The organism is Kaistia sp. SLG-1 (assembly GCF_059699055.1).
In genome coordinates this window covers 3,739,569-3,755,966 of record NZ_AP048544.1, presented here as the reverse complement: position 1 = coordinate 3,755,966, position 16,398 = coordinate 3,739,569, and the positions used below count along the sequence as shown (strand labels likewise).

At 67.1% G+C, this 16,398-nt stretch carries 14 protein-coding genes; all 14 read left to right on the top strand.

The annotated features are described in order from the left end of the window. The first annotated feature begins 73 nt into the window (after positions 1 to 73). The 14 genes from AC6HZP_RS17225 to ftsA all read left to right on the top strand — a co-directional run bounded on the left by AC6HZP_RS17225 (position 74) and on the right by ftsA (position 16,370). Complete coding sequence (locus tag AC6HZP_RS17225) at positions 74 to 544, top strand: division/cell wall cluster transcriptional repressor MraZ (RefSeq protein WP_201400326.1); 471 nt, start codon at positions 74 to 76, stop codon at positions 542 to 544. Next, positions 541 to 1,560, top strand: a complete 1,020-nt coding sequence (gene rsmH, locus AC6HZP_RS17220) for a 16S rRNA (cytosine(1402)-N(4))-methyltransferase RsmH (RefSeq protein WP_497523826.1) — start codon at positions 541 to 543, stop codon at positions 1,558 to 1,560. The genes AC6HZP_RS17225 and rsmH overlap by 4 nt, the downstream gene beginning before the upstream one ends. Continuing rightward, a complete protein-coding gene (gene ftsL / locus AC6HZP_RS17215) occupies positions 1,560 to 1,979 on the top strand; it encodes a cell division protein FtsL (RefSeq protein ID WP_497523825.1) in 420 nt (139 codons plus the stop codon). The genes rsmH and ftsL overlap by 1 nt, the downstream gene beginning before the upstream one ends. Next, entirely contained in the window at positions 1,976 to 3,709 is a 1,734-nt protein-coding gene (locus AC6HZP_RS17210; RefSeq protein WP_201400323.1) for a peptidoglycan D,D-transpeptidase FtsI family protein, read from the top strand. Before ftsL ends, AC6HZP_RS17210 begins: the two co-directional genes overlap by 4 nt. A gap of 64 nt (positions 3,710 to 3,773) precedes the next feature. Continuing rightward, the gene (locus AC6HZP_RS17205; protein ID WP_497523824.1) at positions 3,774 to 5,234 is read left to right on the top strand and encodes a UDP-N-acetylmuramoyl-L-alanyl-D-glutamate--2,6-diaminopimelate ligase; all 1,461 of its coding nucleotides are present in this window, start codon (positions 3,774 to 3,776) and stop codon (positions 5,232 to 5,234) included. Next, entirely contained in the window at positions 5,231 to 6,682 is a 1,452-nt protein-coding gene (locus tag AC6HZP_RS17200) for a UDP-N-acetylmuramoylalanyl-D-glutamyl-2,6-diaminopimelate--D-alanyl-D-alanine ligase (RefSeq protein WP_497523823.1), read from the top strand. Before AC6HZP_RS17205 ends, AC6HZP_RS17200 begins: the two co-directional genes overlap by 4 nt. Then, on the top strand, positions 6,682 to 7,767 hold the full coding sequence (gene mraY, locus AC6HZP_RS17195) for a phospho-N-acetylmuramoyl-pentapeptide-transferase (protein ID WP_201400320.1): 1,086 nt from the start codon (positions 6,682 to 6,684) through the stop codon (positions 7,765 to 7,767). Before AC6HZP_RS17200 ends, mraY begins: the two co-directional genes overlap by 1 nt. 6 nt (positions 7,768 to 7,773) lie before the next feature. Then, entirely contained in the window at positions 7,774 to 9,174 is a 1,401-nt protein-coding gene (gene murD, locus AC6HZP_RS17190; protein WP_497523822.1) for a UDP-N-acetylmuramoyl-L-alanine--D-glutamate ligase, read from the top strand. After that, complete coding sequence (gene ftsW / locus AC6HZP_RS17185; protein WP_201400318.1) at positions 9,174 to 10,334, top strand: putative lipid II flippase FtsW; 1,161 nt, start codon at positions 9,174 to 9,176, stop codon at positions 10,332 to 10,334. Before murD ends, ftsW begins: the two co-directional genes overlap by 1 nt. 4 nt (positions 10,335 to 10,338) lie before the next feature. Beyond that, complete coding sequence (gene murG, locus AC6HZP_RS17180; RefSeq protein WP_497523821.1) at positions 10,339 to 11,457, top strand: undecaprenyldiphospho-muramoylpentapeptide beta-N-acetylglucosaminyltransferase; 1,119 nt, start codon at positions 10,339 to 10,341, stop codon at positions 11,455 to 11,457. Between the two features lie 2 nt (positions 11,458 to 11,459). Further along, entirely contained in the window at positions 11,460 to 12,872 is a 1,413-nt protein-coding gene (murC, locus tag AC6HZP_RS17175) for a UDP-N-acetylmuramate--L-alanine ligase (RefSeq protein WP_497523820.1), read from the top strand. Positions 12,873 to 13,228: 356 nt separating this feature from the next. Beyond that, positions 13,229 to 14,152 carry a D-alanine--D-alanine ligase gene (locus AC6HZP_RS17170; protein WP_201400315.1) on the top strand — a complete coding sequence of 308 codons (924 nt, stop codon included), beginning with the start codon at positions 13,229 to 13,231 and terminating at the stop codon, positions 14,150 to 14,152. Then, positions 14,140 to 15,048: a cell division protein FtsQ/DivIB gene (locus AC6HZP_RS17165; RefSeq protein WP_497523819.1), complete on the top strand. Its 909-nt coding sequence runs from the start codon at positions 14,140 to 14,142 to the stop codon at positions 15,046 to 15,048. Before AC6HZP_RS17170 ends, AC6HZP_RS17165 begins: the two co-directional genes overlap by 13 nt. A gap of 29 nt (positions 15,049 to 15,077) precedes the next feature. Further along, positions 15,078 to 16,370, top strand: a complete 1,293-nt coding sequence (ftsA, locus tag AC6HZP_RS17160; RefSeq protein WP_371813041.1) for a cell division protein FtsA — start codon at positions 15,078 to 15,080, stop codon at positions 16,368 to 16,370. The last annotated feature ends 28 nt before the right edge of the window (positions 16,371 to 16,398 follow it).

Genomic DNA, 16,398 nt, shown 5'->3' with positions numbered 1-16,398 from the left:
AGTGTTTTCCAGGCTCGGCACGCGGGCGGATCGTCAATGGCCATTTTCGAAAGGGGCGCCAGCGCGAGGGGTGATGGACGAATTCGTTTCAACCTTCACCAACAAGCTGGACTCGAAAGGGCGGGTGTCGATTCCCGCCTCGTTTCGCTCCGTGCTCGTGCGCGATGGTTTCGAAGGGCTCTATTGCTGTCCGACGCTGGACCAGAACGCGGTCGACGCGGGGGGCAATCGCCTCGTGACGCAGATCCGCGCCAGCCTGACGCTGTTCGAGCCGTTCTCCGAGGATCACGAGTTTCTCTCGACGACGCTGATCGGCGAGAGCGAGGTGCTGAAGGTCGATCCGGAAGGGCGCGTGGCGCTCTCGGAGGCGATCAAGGCCCATGCCGGGATCCGCGACACGGTGACCTTCGTGGGGCAGGGCTACAAGTTTCAGATCTGGGAACCGGAACGTTTCGTCGCCTATCGCGACGAGGCGAAGAACCGCGTTCGCGAATTGCGGCGTCGCCTGGGCTCCGGCTCGCGCGCCTCGGGAGGGACGGAATGATCGCCGGCGCATCGCAGGGCGGCGCCGACCGTCACGTTCCCGTCCTCCTCGACGAGGTCCTGCGCTATCTCGCGCCCGCGCCGGGCGGCGTAGTTATTGACGGCACGTTCGGCCTCGGCGGCTACAGCCGTGCCATCCTCGACGCCGGCGCGAACGTCATCGGCATCGATCGCGATCCCAACGCCATCGCCGACGGCCAGGCGGTCGTCGCCGAATATGGCGGCCGGCTGCAGCTCGCCCATGGCCGTTTCGGCGATCTCGACGCGATCGCGGCCTCGCTCGGCCACGAGACGGTCGACGGCGTCGTCCTCGATATCGGCGTCTCGTCGATGCAGCTCGACGAGGCCGAGCGCGGCTTCTCGTTCCGCTTCGACGGCCCGCTCGACATGCGCATGAGCCAGGAAGGGCCGAGCGCCGCCGACGTGGTCAACACGATGGAAGCGCGCGATCTCGCCCGCATCATCTCGGTGCTCGGCGAAGAGCGCCGCGCCGGCGCCGTCGCCCGCGCCATCACCCAGGATCGCGTCGCCAAGCCGTATCTGCGCACCAGCGAGCTCGCCGGGCTCGTCGAGCGCGTCGTCGGCAAGAAGCCGACGGACCCGATCCATCCGGCGACCCGCACGTTCCAGGCGCTCCGGATCTACGTCAACCAGGAGCTCGACGAGCTCGGCCGGGCGCTCGCCGCCGCCGAGCGCGTGCTGAAGCCGGGCGGACGGCTGGTGATCGTCTCGTTCCATTCGCTCGAGGATCGCATCGTCAAGCGCTTCCTCGCCGATCGCAGCGAGGTGAGGGCGGGCGGCTCGCGCCATCTGCCGGAACGCACCGTGGCGACGCCGACCTTCACGCTGGCGGTCAAGGGCGCGGTCGTGGCGGGCGATGCCGAGACCGCGCGCAATCCGCGCGCCCGTTCGGCCAAGCTTCGCGCCGGCATTCGCACCGAGGCGCCGTCGCGTCCGTTCGATGCCGAGGCGGCGGGTGTTCCAGCGCTCCCAGAATTCAAAGCGGCGAGGTCGTAATGCTCCGGGCACTCAATGTCATCTGGGTTGCTTTGATGGTCGCCGGCGCCGTGCTGACCTACGCCATGAAAGATCGCGCCGGCCGCGCCGCCGATCACGTCATGGAGCTGCGTCGCGACATCGCCCGCGAGAAGGAAGCGATGACGGTGCTTCGGGCCGAATGGAGCGTGCTCGACCAGCCGGCCCGGCTGCAGGGCCTGGTCGAGCGCTACGGTGACTATCTGCATCTGAAGGCCCTCGACGTCCGCCAGCTCGCGTCGCTGGACGAAGTGCCGGACAAGCCGATCCAGGTGCCGTCCGCCTCCATTGACGGGATCATCACCAGTGGCGTCGCTAAGCCGCTGCCCGTGGCCAAGGCTCTTTCCCAGGCCAAGCCCATTCCCCCCGCCAGGCCCCGTTACACGGGAGCACAGCCATGACGATGACGCTCACCGACCGTCCCAACATGTTCAGCCCCGCCAACGGTGCGCGCCATGTCGCGCTGAAGGGGGCGAGCAAGGCCAAGCATGACCAGACGCGCAGCCGCATCGGGCTGACGATGATGGTGTTCATGCTGGTCTATGGCGTGATCGGCGGCCGGCTCGTCATGCTCGGTATGAGCGAGCAGGCGGCGGCGGGTGCGCGCGGCAGCGCCTCCTCGTCGGTCGCGAGCGCGCGGCCGAATATCGTCGACCGCAATGGCGAAATCCTCGCCACCGACATCAAGACGTCGTCGCTGTTCGCCGAGCCGAACAAGATCGTCGATCCGGACGAGGCGGCCGAGCTGATCACCAGCGTGCTGCCCGACATCGACGCCGACCAGCTGCGCAAGCGGCTCTCGACCAATGCCGGCTTCGTCTGGGTCAAGCGCGAGATCACGCCGAAGCAGCAGTCCGAGCTGCACAATCTCGGCATTCCCGGCGTCGGCTTCCTGACCGAGAACCGGCGCTTCTATCCGGGCGGCCCGGCCGCCGCGCATATCGTCGGCCTCGTCAACATCGACAACCAGGGCATCGCCGGCATCGAGAAGGCGATCGACGAGCGCGGTCTCGGCGACCTGCACGGCGCCGGCTTCGCCACCAAGGGCGCCGATCTGCAGCCTGTGCGGCTCTCGATCGACCTTCGCGTCCAGCACATCCTGCGCGACGAGCTGGTCGGCGCCATGCAGCGCTACCAGTCGGTCGCCGCCATGGGCGTGATCCTCAACGCCAAGACCGGCGAGGTCATGGCGATGGCGTCCTTGCCCGATTTCGACCCGAACAATCCGGTCGACGCCAACAAGCCCGATCGTCTCAACCGCCTGACCGCCGGCACCTTCGAGCTCGGCTCGGTGTTCAAGAGCTTCACCTTCGCGATGGCGCTCGATTCCGGCCGCGTGAAGATGAGCGACAGCATCGACGCGCGCTTCCCGATCCGCGTCGGCCGCAACACGATCCGCGACTTCCACGCCAAGGCGCGCTTCCTGACCGTGCCGGAGATCTTCCAGTATTCGTCGAACATCGGCACCGCCAAGATGGCGCTCGCCGTCGGCCAGGAAGAGCAGCAGGCCTATCTGAAGAAGTTCGGCCTCTCGACCCGGCTGAAGACGGACCTGCCCGAGGTCGCGACGCCGCAGGTTCCGAAGCGCTGGAGCCAGGCGACGCAGCTCACCGTCTCCTTCGGCCACGGCATCGCGGTTACGCCGATGCAGGCCGCGATGGCCGACGCCGCGCTGGTCAATGGCGGCCATCTGTTCTCGCCCACCTTCTTCCCGCGCACGCCGGAAGACGCGATGGCCGACTCGACGCAGATGATTTCCAAGAAGACCAGCGACGAGATGCGCTGGCTGTTCCGCTTCAATGCCGTCAAGGGATCCGGCCGCAACGCCGACGTCGCCGGCTATGTCGTCGGCGGCAAGACCGGCACGGCCGAGAAGATCGTCAACGGGCGCTATGTCGAGGGGCACTACCTCAACTCCTTCCTGTCGGCCTTCCCGATGGATAACCCGGAATATGTGATGCTGATCTCGATCGACGATCCGAAGCCCGAGAAGCCCGGCCTGCCGGCGCTCGCGGCCTGGAACGCCGCCAATGTCAGCTCCAACGTCATCCGTCGGGCCGCCGCGATTCTGGGCGTTCAGCCCCGGACCGAGAACGAAAGCCACCCGGATGCCATGCTTGTGTCGTATTGAGGATCGAAGAGCGGTCCTCGGGGTCTGACCCTAAACGTTGAGATCAAGAGGATTCGATCCGAGAATGCGGCTTGGTGATCTAGCTTCGAACGATTTTTCGATCGCGTCGGAAGAGGGCGCGATCGAGATTTCCGGACTGACGGCGGACAGCCGCGCGGTCGGGCCGGGATTTCTGTTCGCGGCGCTCAAGGGTGTTGCGGCCGATGGCGGCCGCTTCGCGCCCGAAGCGGTGAAGCGCGGCGCGGCCGCGATCCTGGCCGGGGCCGACACCGATCTGCCGGCCGATCTCGGCGTGCCGGTGCTGCGCGCCGCCGATCCCCGCCTGGCGCTGGCGCGGATCGCATCGCGCTTCTATCCGCTGCAGCCGGAACAGCTCGTCGCCGTGACCGGCACCAGCGGCAAGACCTCCGTCGCCGCCTTCGTCCGCCAGATCTTCGAGAAGGCCGGCAAGAAGGCCGCCTCGATCGGCACCATCGGCGTCGTGTCGCCGGACGGCTCCGACTATGGCAGCCTGACCACGCCCGACCCGATCCAGCTGCACCAGATCCTCGACAAGCTCGCGCGGCAGGGCGTCACCCACGCCGCGCTCGAAGCTTCGAGCCACGGCCTCGACCAGCATCGGCTCGACGGCGTGCGCCTCACCGCCGCCGCCTTCACCAATCTCGGCCGCGACCACATGGATTACCATCCGACGGTCGAGCACTATCTCGATGCCAAGCTGAAGCTGTTCGGCCGCCTGCTGCCGGAAGGCCAGAGCGCGGTCGTCGACGCCGACGGCCCCTATGCCGAGGCGGTGATCGCCGTCGCGCGGCGGCGCGGCCAGCGCCTCATCGACATCGGCAAGGCGGGGCGCGCCATCCGCCTGATCAAGGCCGTGCCCGACCTCTACAGCCAGGCCTTGTCGCTGGAACTGTTCGGAACGCCGATGGATGTCCGCCTGCCGCTCGCCGGCGGGTTCCAGATCTCCAATGCGCTTGTGGCCGCCGGCCTCGCGATCGGCGCGGGAATCGACCCCGCGACCGCGATCCAGGCGCTGGGCGCTCTCGTCGGCGCGCCGGGGCGGCTGGAACGCGTCGGCGTCACCGACAAGGGCGCGCTCGTCTTCATCGATTACGCCCACAAGCCGGACGCGCTCGACCATGCGCTCGGCGCGCTGCGCCCGATGACGCGCAAGCGCCTCTTCGTCGTCTTCGGCGCCGGCGGCGACCGCGACGCCGGCAAGCGCCCGCTGATGGGCGAAGCCGCGACCCGCAACGCCGACGTCGTCATCGTCACCGACGACAATCCGCGCTCGGAAGATCCCGCCCGCATCCGGGCCGAGATCCTGGCCGGCGCGGTGAACGCCATCGAGATCGGCGACCGCAAGACGGCGATCGTCGAAGCGATCTCCATGCTGGGCGAGGGCGATGTGCTCTGTATCGCCGGCAAGGGGCATGAGACTGGCCAGATCGTCAATGGCGTCGTGCTGCCCTTCTCCGACCATGAGGTCGTCGCGGCGGCGCTCGCCGCGGAGGCACAGGCATGAGCAATCCACTCTGGACGTTCGACGACCTCGTCAACGGCATGAAGGGCCGGCCGACCAGCGTCGGTCCCGCCGTTACCGGCATCTCGATCGATAGCCGCACGGTCCAGCCGGGCGACGTCTTCTTCGCCATCCGCGGCGACCGGTTCGACGGCCACCGCTTCGTCGGCAGCGCCACCGCGCATGGCGCGACCGTCGCCGTCGTCTCCGAGGACAATCTCGCCGGGCTCGGCCGGATGACGATCCCGCTCGTCGTCGTCTCCGATGTTCTGGAAGCGCTTCAGCATCTCGCCCATGCCTCGCGCGCCCGCTCGTCGGCCCGGATCGCCGCCGTCACCGGCAGCGTCGGCAAGACGTCGACCAAGGAGATGCTGGCGCATGTGCTGGCGGCAGAGGCGCCGACGCATTACTCGCCGGCCTCGTTCAACAATCATTGGGGCGTGCCGCTGACGCTGGCGCGGATGCCGCTCGACGCCGAGTTCGCCGTGTTCGAGATCGGCATGAACCACGCCGGCGAGATCACGCCGCTGGTGGCGCAGGTCCGCCCGCATGTCGCCATCGTCACGACGATCGAGCCCGTGCATCTCGAATTCTTCCCCGACGGCGTCGACGGCATCACGCGGGCGAAGGCCGAGATCTTCTCCGGCGTCGTGCCCGGCGGCAGTGTCATCCTGAACGGCGACATCCCGCAGTTCGAGCGGCTGGCGCTGCTCGCCATGGATGCCGGCGTCAATCAGGTGCTGTCGTTCGGCACCGGCCGCGATGCCGATGCGCGGCTCGAGGCGCTCGACATGCAGTCGACGCTCTCGCATGTCGGCGCCCGCATCCTCGACCAGGAAATCTCGTTCACGATCGGCGCGCCCGGGCGGCATCTGGTGCAGAACGCGCTCGCCGTGCTGCTGGCGGTCGCCCAGCTCGGCGGCGACGTCGTCCGCGCCTCGATCGCGCTCTCCGGCGTCACGGCGGCGAAGGGGCGGGGCGCCCGGCACGAACTCGCCATCGGCGGCGGTTTCGCGACGCTGATTGACGAAAGCTACAATGCGAGCCCGGTTTCGATGCGGGCGGCGTTCGCCGTGCTCGCGCAGGCCCAGACGGATGGGGACGGCCAGCGCATCGCGGTTCTCGGCGATATGCTGGAACTCGGCGAGGACACGCTGCGGCTGCATGCCGAGCTGGTCGAGCCGCTGATCGCCGCCGGCGTCGACCGCGTCTTTCTCGCCGGTCCGTCGATGCAGGCCCTCTGGGAGGTCTTGCCGCCGGCCCTGCGGGGCCATTATTCCGAAACTGCAAACGAACTCGAGCCGATTCTTCTCGATGAGATTGCCGCCGGCGACGTCGTGATGGTCAAGGGCTCGAATGGCAGCCGCATGGCGCCGATCGTCGATGCCCTGAAAACCCGCTACGCGCCGACGCCCCTCCAAGGCGATCCCGCCACTGAAGGACCCGTCTGATGCTGTACCTGCTGGGGGATCTCTCCGCGCAATTCTCGGGGCTCAACGTCTTCCGCTACATCACCTTCCGGGTGGGCGGCGCGACGATGACCGCGCTGATCTTCGTCTTCCTGTTCGGTCCCGCCATCATCCGGGCGCTGAAGGTCAAGCAGGGCAAGGGCCAGCCGATCCGCGAGGATGGTCCGCAGAGCCACCTGGTCACCAAGAAGGGCACGCCCACCATGGGCGGCCTGATGATCCTGTCCGGCCTGATCGTCTCGACGCTGCTATGGGCCAATCTCTCCAGCTTCTATGTCTGGACAGTGCTCGGCGTCACGGTCGGCTTCGGCCTGATCGGCTTCTATGACGACTACCTGAAGGTCACCAAGCAGAGCCACAAGGGCTTCTCCGGCCGCTCGCGCCTGGCCGTCGAGTTCGCCATCGCCGCGATCGCCTGCATCGCGATCTCGCATCTGTCGACCGGGCCGCTGTCGAACGCGCTGACCTTCCCCTTCATCAAGGCCTTCGTCCTCGATCTCGGCTGGTTCTTCATTCCCTTCGGCGCTTTCGTCATCGTCGGCGCCGGCAATGCGGTGAACCTGACCGACGGCCTCGACGGCCTCGCCATCGTGCCGGTCATGGTCGCCACCGCCTCGTTCGGCGTCATGGCCTATCTTTCGGGCAACGCGATCTTCGCCGAATACCTGCAGATCCATTTCGTGCCGGGCACGGGCGAGCTCGCCGTCCTCTGCGGCGCGATGCTCGGCGCCGGCCTCGGCTTCCTCTGGTTCAACGCGCCGCCGGCGGCGATCTTCATGGGCGATACCGGTTCGCTGGCGCTCGGCGGCATGCTCGGCGCCATCGCCGTCGCCACCAAGCACGAGATCGTGCTCGCCATCGTCGGCGGCCTGTTCGTGCTCGAAGCCGTCTCGGTGATCATCCAGGTGGTCTCGTTCAAGCTGACCGGCAAGCGCGTCTTCAAGATGGCGCCGATCCACCACCATTTCGAACATCTCGGCTGGACCGAGCCGCAGGTCGTGATCCGTTTCTGGATCATCGCGGTCGTCCTCGCCCTGATCGGTCTCTCCAGCCTGAAGATCCGGTAGCCGTCCATGACGCCGATCACCTCCTTCGCCGGCAAGTCGGTCGCGGTCTTCGGACTGGGCGGCAGCGGTCTCGTCACGGCTGAGGCGCTCGTCGCCGGCGGCGCGACGGTCGTGGCGTGGGACGACAATCCGGATTCGGTGGCGAAAGCGAATGCCGCCGGAATTCCGACCGGTGACCTGAAGGCGCTGGATTTCGCCAAGGTCGACGCGCTCGTGCTGTCGCCCGGCGTGCCGCTGACCCATCCGGTGCCGCACTGGACGGTCGAACTCGCCAGGGCTGCCAGCGTCGAGATCATCGGCGATATCGAGCTGTTCTGCCGCGAGCGGCGGGCGATCGCCCCGGACGCGCCCTTCATCGCCATCACCGGCACCAACGGCAAGTCGACGACGACGGCGCTGATCGCGCATCTCTTCCGCACCGATGGCTGGGACGTGCAGCTCGGCGGCAATATCGGCACGGCGATCCTGTCGCTCGATCCGCCGGACAGCGGCCGCATCCACATCGTCGAGTGCTCGTCGTTCCAGATCGATCTGGCGCCGACCATCGATCCGACCGTCGGCGTGCTGCTCAACCTGACCGAGGATCACCTCGACCGGCACGACACGATGGCGCGCTACGCCGCCATCAAGGCGCGCCTCGTCAACGGGGCGGGGACGGCCGTCGTCGGCATCGACGACGAATGGTGCGCAACCATCGCCTCCGATCTCGACCAGCGCGGCACGCCGGTCGAGCGGATCTCGGTCCGTCGCCCCGTCGCCAACGGCTATTACGCCGATCGCGGCCACGTCTTCGAGGTCGAGGACGCCACCGCTCGCGAAGTGGTCGATTTGAAGGGCATCGGCTCGTTGCGCGGCCGGCACAATGCGCAGAACGCCGCCGCCGCGATCGCGGCCGCGCGCATCATCGGCATTTCCGAGCCGGTCATCCTGGAGGGGCTGAAGAGCTTTCCGGGCCTCGCCCACCGCATGGAAGAGGTGGCGCGGATTGGCAAGGTGCTGTTCGTCAACGACTCGAAGGCGACCAATGCCGACGCGGCCGAAAAGGCGCTGTCGAGCTTCGACCGCATCTACTGGATCGCCGGCGGCAAGGCCAAGACCGGCGGCATCACCAGCCTCGAACCCTATTTCCCGAAGATCGCCAGGGCGTATCTGATCGGCGCGGCGGCGGAAGAGTTCGCCGGGACGCTCGCCGGCAAGGTCGACACGGTGATGGCGGGCACGATGGACGCGGCGGTCGCCGCGGCAGCGCGCGACGCGGCCGCCGATGGCGCGAGCGAGCCGGTGGTGCTGCTGTCGCCCGCCTGCGCTTCCTATGACCAGTATCGAAATTTCGAGATCCGCGGCGATCATTTCCGCGGCCTCGTCCAGGCGCTCGCGAGCGCGGAACCCGTCGTTGAGGTGAAGTGATGGTCAGCAGGGCCGATCGCAGTGTCTTCGCCGAGTGGTGGTGGACCGTCGACAAATATCTGCTGTTCGGCCTCTTGGGCCTGATGATCTGCGGCGTCGTGCTGTCGCTCGCCGGCAGTCCGCCGGTCGCCGAGCGCATCGGCCTCGACAGCTTCCACTTCGTCGAGCGCCACGTCATGTTCATGGTGCCGACGATCATCATCATGATCGCCACCTCGTTCCTGTCGCCGCGCAATGTTCGCCGCACCGCTCTGATCGTGTTCTCGATCTCGATCGTGCTGATGTTCCTGACCCTCTTCGTCGGTCAGGAAGTGAAGGGCGCGCGCCGCTGGATCAACGTGCTCGGCTTCTCGCTGCAGCCGTCCGAATTCATCAAGCCGGCCTTCCTGGTGCTCTCGGCCTGGCTCTTCACCGAGAATTCGCGCCGCAACGACATTCCCGGCAACATCTTCGCGATGCTGCTTCTCGCCATCGTCGCGGCGCTGCTGGTGGCGCAGCCCGATCTCGGTCAGACCATGCTCGTCGTCATCGCCTGGTCGGCGGTGTTCTTCATGGCGGGGCTCTCCTGGTTCTGGATCGTCGGGCTCGCCGGCCTCGCCGCCGTCGGCATTGTGGCCGCCTATACGGTGTTTCCGCACTTCGCCGGCCGTATCAACCGCTTCCTCGATCCGGGCGCCGGCGATACGTTCCAGGTCGACACGGCGCTGAATTCGATCGTCCATGGCGGCTGGTTCGGCCGCGGCCCCGGCGAGGGCGTCGTCAAGCGCATCCTGCCGGACAGCCATACCGACTTCATCTTCGCGGTCGCCGCGGAAGAGTTCGGCATCATCCTCTGCATGGGTCTGGTGCTGATGTTCGGCTTCGTCGTCGTGCGCGGCCTGAGCCACAGCCTGAAGAACGAGGACGCGTTCGTTCGCCTGGCCTCGTCGGGCCTCATGGTGCTGTTCGGCGTCCAGTCTGTCATCAACATGGCGGTGAATTTGAACCTGATGCCGGCGAAGGGCATGACGCTGCCGTTCATCTCCTATGGCGGCTCGTCGATGCTGGCGATCGCCTTCCAGATGGGGCTGGTGCTCGCTTTGACCCGTCGCCGCTTCGAGCCGGCGCGTCTGACATCCGGGTTCAGCCGTTTCGCGACGGCTGGTCCCAAGGCTGCGTGAGGCCATGGAAAAGACCATCCTGCTTTGTGCCGGCGGAACAGGCGGGCATCTGTTCCCGGCCGAGGCGCTGGCTTTTGTCCTGAAGGCGCGCGGATGGTCGGTGCATCTCGCCACCGACCATCGCGCCGAGACCTACGGCCAGAATTTCCCCGCCGACGAGACGCACATCATCCGCTCGGCGACGCCGTCGGTGAAATCGCCGACCGCCTTGGTCTCCGCCGCCTGGAAGCTCTGGCAGGGCTATCGCCAGTCGAAGGCGATGCTGAAGCGGGTGCGGCCCAGCGCCGTCGTCGGCTTCGGCGGTTATCCGACCGTGCCGCCTTTGCTCGCGGCCGTCCATCTCGGCATCCCGACCGTGGCGCATGACGCCAACGCCGTGCTCGGCCGCGCCAACCGGCTGCTGGCGTCGCGCGTCAGCGCGGTGGCAACCTCGTTCCCGGAAGTCGGCCATGCGAATGCCGCCGGCGGCAAGGTGGTCCAGACCGGCAATCCCGTCCGCCATGCCGTGATCGACGCCAGCGGCGTTGCCTATCCGGCCCAGCCGGAAGGGGGACCGCTCCGCCTCGTCATCTTCGGTGGCAGTCAGGGTGCCCGCTTCTTCTCCGATCTCCTGCCCGAGGCGCTGGAAAAGCTCGACGCCGGCTCGCGCGCGCGGCTCGTGATCACGCAGCAATGCCGGCCGGAAGATCTGGAACGTGTCCGCGCCGCCTATGACAGGCTGGGCGTCCAGGCGGAACTGGCGCCGTTCTTCCAAGACATGCCGGCGCGCATCGCGAATAGCCATCTCGTCATCTCGCGCTCCGGTGCGTCGACCGTCTGCGAACTGGCCGTGATCGGCCGTCCGGCGATCATGGTGCCGCTGCCCGGCGCCATCGACCAGGACCAGAGCGCCAACGCGCTCGTGCTCGCCAAGGTGGGCGGCGGATGGGTCGTGCCGCAGGCCGAGTTGACAGCCGACCGCCTGGCGCGCGAACTGACGGCCTTTCTGGCCGAGCCGGGGCGTCTCGCCCAGGCGGCGGCCTCAGCGAAATCAGTCGGACGCCCCGATGCCGTTGAACGCCTGGCCGATCTGGTCGAGCGCGTAGCCGGTGGCGGGCGGTCTGGCGCATCTACCGGAGTCTGAACATGAAGATGCCCCGGGACATTGGTCCCGTTCATTTCGTCGGCATTGGCGGTATCGGCATGAGCGGCATCGCCGAGGTGCTGGTCAATCTCGGCTATCGCGTACAGGGCTCGGACGCGTCCGAGAATGCCAATGTCCAGCGCCTCAAGGCGAAGGGCGCCACGATCGCGATCGGCCATGACGCCGCCAATCTCAACGACGCCCGCGTCGTCGTCGTCTCCTCGGCCATCAAGGCGAACAATCCGGAGCTGAAGGCGGCGCGCGAGCGGCTGCTTCCGGTCGTGCGCCGCGCCGAGATGCTGGCCGAGCTGATGCGCCTGAAGAGCGCTATCGCGATTGCCGGCACGCACGGCAAGACCACGACCACCTCGATGGTGGCGGCGCTGCTCGACGCCGGCGGCTTCGACCCCACCGTCATCAATGGCGGCATCATCAACGCCTACGGCACCAATGCCCGCATGGGCGCCAGCGACTGGGTGGTCGTCGAGGCGGACGAGAGCGACGGCACCTTCGTCAAGCTGCCGGCCGACGTGGCGCTCGTCACCAACATCGATCCCGAGCATCTCGATCACTACGGCAGCTTCGACAAGGCGCGCGACGCCTACAAGCAGTTCATCGAGAACATCCCGTTCTACGGCTTCGCCGTCATGTGCCTCGATCATCCCGAGGTGCAGTCGCTGATCGGCAAGATCGAGGACCGGCGCATCATCACCTATGGCGCCAATCCGCAGGCGGACATCCGCTACAGCAATCTGCGCAATGAGGGCGGCGTCTCGATCTTCACCGCCAGCATCCGCGACCGCGTCACCGGCGAGACGTCGGAGCTGGTCGACCTCGTCCTGCCGATGCCGGGCGAGCACAACGTGCAGAACGCCACCGGCGCGATCGCCATCGCTCATCATCTCGGCATTTCCGACGAGGCGATCCGCAAGGGCCTGGCGGCCTTCGGCGGCGTCAAGCGGCGCTTCACCCGTACCGGTTCCTGGAACGGCGTCGAGGTGTTCGACGATTACGGCCACCATCCGGTCGAGATCGCCGCAGTGCTGAAGGCGGCGCGCGCCTCGACCAAGGGACGCGTCATCGCCGTCGTTCAGCCGCACCGCTACACCCGCCTGCGCGATCTCTTCGACGGCTTCTGTACCTGCTTCAACGATGCTGACACCGTGTTCGTCGCTCCGGTCTACGCGGCCGGCGAGAGCCCGATCGAGGGCATCGACAGCGATCATCTCGTCGACGGGCTGAAGGTGCGCGGCCATCGCGATGCGCGCGTGCTGACCGGCCCGCAGGCGCTCGCCCCCGAGATCGCCGCGATCGCCAAGCCGGGCGACTATGTCGTCTGCCTCGGCGCCGGCTCGATCACCAACTGGGCCTATGCGCTGCCGGCCGAACTCGAGGCCGTGGCGCCGGCCGCCTGACGGCACGTTCCGCGAGTCCTCTTTCCGAGGGCTGCATCCGGCGATTGCCGGGCCTTTCCGAACCGTTAACGAAGCACCCCGGCACAGCTCGGCCGGGGTGCTTTTTTGTGCGGCAAGTCGTCCTTGTGGAGGCGTTTTTTCGACAGCTTTCTGCACCGGCCTGCGCGACGGATCGGTCGGAAAAATCCAGCATTTCCGCCAAAATCGGGCGTTGGGCCGGCTCGGTTTCCGCGCCCGAAAAGACCGCCCGGACTCGAAGAATTTTTTTGCGGGCCGCGAAGCGGTTTGGTTAACGCTTCTTTACCAATTTTCGTAGATATTCCGACCGAATCCGATTCGGTTGGAAGGAAAGCGTTTTGGCGAAGCATGTCGCCGTCCTCATGGGCGGGTGGTCCAGCGAGCGTCCGGTGTCGCTCAATTCGGGGAACGGCTGCGCCGACGCATTGGAGCAGGCTGGCTACCGGGTTACGCGCGTCGACGTGCAGCGCGACATCGCCGAGGTGCTGGCGAAGCTGAAGCCGGACGTCGCCCTCAACGCGCTTCATGGTCCGTTCGGCGAGGATGGCTCGATCCAGGGCGTGCTCGAGATCCTCGGCATTCCCTATACGCATTCCGGCGTGCTCGCTTCGGCGCTCGCCATGAACAAGGCGCGCGCCAAGGACGTGATGAAGGCCGCCGGCATTCCCGTCGCCGAGTCGCTGCTGGTCCATCGCCTGGAGGCCGCCCGCGCCCATCCGATGGAGCCGCCCTATGTCGTCAAGCCGGTGGCGGAGGGGTCGAGCTTCGGCGTGCTGATCGTCCGCGAGGGCGCGATTAACCCGCCTCAGCAATTATTTGCGGATGACTGGGCCTATGGCGAGACCGTCATGGTCGAGCGTTACGTCGGGGGACGGGAGCTCACTTGCGGTGTCAAGGGTGATGAAGCCTTTGATATCATTGAGCTCGTGATGGCCGATGGTGGCTGGTACGACTATGATTCCAAATATTCCGACCATGGTGCCCGCCACGTAATTCCGGCGCCGCTTTCACCAAATATTTACCAAAGTATACAGAATCTAGCGGTACGGGCGCATCGGGCTCTCGGATGTCGCGGCATCAGCCGTGCCGACTTCCGATATGACGATCGCCCGGACGGTACGGGGGAGCTCGTCTGCCTCGAAGTGAACACCCAGCCGGGCATGACGGCGACGTCGCTGGTCCCGGATATGGCGCGACATGCCGGAATGGATTTTCCGGCCCTGGTTAGTTGGATGGTGGAGGACGCATCTTGCGGCAGATAAGCCCGAGATCGACCAAGGAAACGGCGAATGATGCGCCGGCTGCGGATGTGGCCTCGGGCTTCAGGCTCTGGCTGCGCCGGCGGATCCGCGCGCTCTCCCGGGCCAACTGGCAGGTGCCGCGTCATGCCGGCCTGAAGGGCACGGCGCTGCTTTTCGCCGCCACCGGCATCGCCGGCATCGTCTCGGCCGATCGTGTCGACGAGACGCTGACCTGGATCAGTTCGACCTCCGGCCTCGCGATCGACAATGTCCGCATCACCGGCCAGACCGAGACGTCGGAGATCGCGGTCCTGAACCGCCTGGAGCTGCCGCCCGAGGCGTCGCTGGCGCTGTTCGATCTCGCAGCCGCGCGCGAACGCGTCGAGACGCTGCCCTGGGTCGAGAACGCGACGCTGCGCAAGATCTATCCCGCGACGCTCAAGATCACGATCCAGGAGCGCAAGCCCTATGTGCTGTGGCAGCGCGACCAGACGCTCTCCGTCATCGACGAGACCGGCCGCGTCATCAGCGATGCCTCCGATGGCCATTACGACCTGATCCGGGTGGTGGGGCAGGGCGCCGACAAGCGCGCCGGCGAGGCGCTGAAGCTCGCCGATGCCGCGCCGTCGATCCGCTCGCGCCTGCGCGCCGCCGTGCTGATCTCGGAACGGCGCTGGAACCTCGTGCTCGACAACGGCGTGACGCTGATGCTGCCGCAGGACGAGCCCGAGGCGGCCGTCTCGCTCATCGCCGCGCTCGACCAGAAGGACGGCATCCTGTCGAAGGATATCCAGAGCATCGACCTGCGCCTCGGCAACCAGATGTTCGTTCGCCTGACGCCGGAAGCGGCCGAGCGGCGGACCGCGCTGATCAAGGAACGCGAGAAGCTCGCCAAGCGTAAGGGAGCGAGCACCTGATGTCGTTGTTTGTATCCTCCGACAGCCGCATGCGCCCGCTGCCCACCAAGAAGAGCACGGTCGTGTCGATCCTCGACATCGGCTCGTCGAAGATCTGCTGCCTGATCGCCCGGCTGAAGCCGCGCGAGGTCGGCGACGTGCTGCCGGGTCGGACCCACGCGGTCGAGGTGCTCGGCATCGGCCACCAGCGTTCGCGCGGCATCAAGTCCGGCGTCGTCGTCGATCTCGACAAGGCCGAGCAGGCGATCCGCATGGCGGTCGACGCGGCCGAGCGGATGGCGGGCTGCACGGTCGAGTCGCTGATCGTCAACGTTTCCTGCGGCAGGCTCGCCAGCGAGGCCTTTTCCGCCAGCGTCGCGCTCGCCGGCCACGAGGTCGTCGAGGCCGATATCAAGCGCGTGCTTTCCGCCGGCCGCGAGCATTCGATCACCGACGACCGCTCGGTCATCCATTCGCTGCCGATCGGCTATGCCATCGACGGCAATGGCGGCATCCGCGATCCGCGCGGCATGCTGGGCGAGCGCCTCGGCGTCGACATGCATGTCGTTACCGGCGAGACCGCGCCGCTGCGCAATCTCGAGCTCTGCATCGGCCGTTGCCACCTCTCCGTCGAGGCGATGGTCGCGACGCCCTATGCCTCCGGCCTCTCGGCGCTCGTCGACGACGAGACGGAACTCGGCGTCGCCTGCGTCGATCTCGGCGGCGGCACGACGACCATCTCGGTCTTCATGGACGGCCAGTTCGTCCATGCCGACGCGATCGCCATCGGCGGCCTGCACGTCACCACCGACATCGCCCGCGGTCTTTCGACCCGGATCGAGGATGCCGAGCGACTGAAGACCATGCATGGCAGCGCGCTGCCGAGCGTGTCGGACGACCGCGACATCCTCTCGGTCCCGCCGATCGGCGACGACGACCGCGATCTTCCGAACCAGATCCCGCGCTCGGCGCTGACGCGGATCATCCGCGCCCGCATCGAAGAAATTCTGGAGCTCGTCCGTGATCGGCTCAACGCCTCCGGATTCCAGACCATGGTCGGCCGACGCATTGTCCTGACGGGCGGCGCCAGCCAGCTGACGGGCATCACCGAGGCGGCGCGGCGCATCCTTGCCCGCAATGTCCGCCTGGGTCGTCCGCTCGGCGTAACGGGACTGCCGGAGGCGGCGCGCGGGCCGGCCTTCTCGGCCGCGGTAGGTCTCCTGATCTATCCGCAGGTCGCGCAGATCGAGCAGGTATCCGCGATGCGAGGGCATCGATTGGCCATGACGGGAACAGGCGGCTATTTCGCCCGCTTCGGTCACTGGTTCCGAGAGAGTTTCTGAGTTGCAGCAAGAGGGCGCGGCCGCGGCG

What these genes read in the sequence shown, in the direction of transcription:
- AC6HZP_RS17225 (WP_201400326.1), top strand. Translation starts at nt 74, where the DNA reads ATGGACGAATTCGTTTCAACCTTCACCAACAAGCTGGACTCGAAAGGG.
- rsmH (WP_497523826.1), top strand. Translation starts at nt 541, where the DNA reads ATGATCGCCGGCGCATCGCAGGGCGGCGCCGACCGTCACGTTCCCGTC.
- ftsL (WP_497523825.1), top strand. Translation starts at nt 1,560, where the DNA reads ATGCTCCGGGCACTCAATGTCATCTGGGTTGCTTTGATGGTCGCCGGC.
- AC6HZP_RS17210 (WP_201400323.1), top strand. Translation starts at nt 1,976, where the DNA reads ATGACGATGACGCTCACCGACCGTCCCAACATGTTCAGCCCCGCCAAC.
- AC6HZP_RS17205 (WP_497523824.1), top strand. Translation starts at nt 3,774, where the DNA reads ATGCGGCTTGGTGATCTAGCTTCGAACGATTTTTCGATCGCGTCGGAA.
- AC6HZP_RS17200 (WP_497523823.1), top strand. Translation starts at nt 5,231, where the DNA reads ATGAGCAATCCACTCTGGACGTTCGACGACCTCGTCAACGGCATGAAG.
- mraY (WP_201400320.1), top strand. Translation starts at nt 6,682, where the DNA reads ATGCTGTACCTGCTGGGGGATCTCTCCGCGCAATTCTCGGGGCTCAAC.
- murD (WP_497523822.1), top strand. Translation starts at nt 7,774, where the DNA reads ATGACGCCGATCACCTCCTTCGCCGGCAAGTCGGTCGCGGTCTTCGGA.
- ftsW (WP_201400318.1), top strand. Translation starts at nt 9,174, where the DNA reads ATGGTCAGCAGGGCCGATCGCAGTGTCTTCGCCGAGTGGTGGTGGACC.
- murG (WP_497523821.1), top strand. Translation starts at nt 10,339, where the DNA reads ATGGAAAAGACCATCCTGCTTTGTGCCGGCGGAACAGGCGGGCATCTG.
- murC (WP_497523820.1), top strand. Translation starts at nt 11,460, where the DNA reads ATGAAGATGCCCCGGGACATTGGTCCCGTTCATTTCGTCGGCATTGGC.
- ftsA (WP_371813041.1), top strand. Translation starts at nt 15,078, where the DNA reads ATGCGCCCGCTGCCCACCAAGAAGAGCACGGTCGTGTCGATCCTCGAC.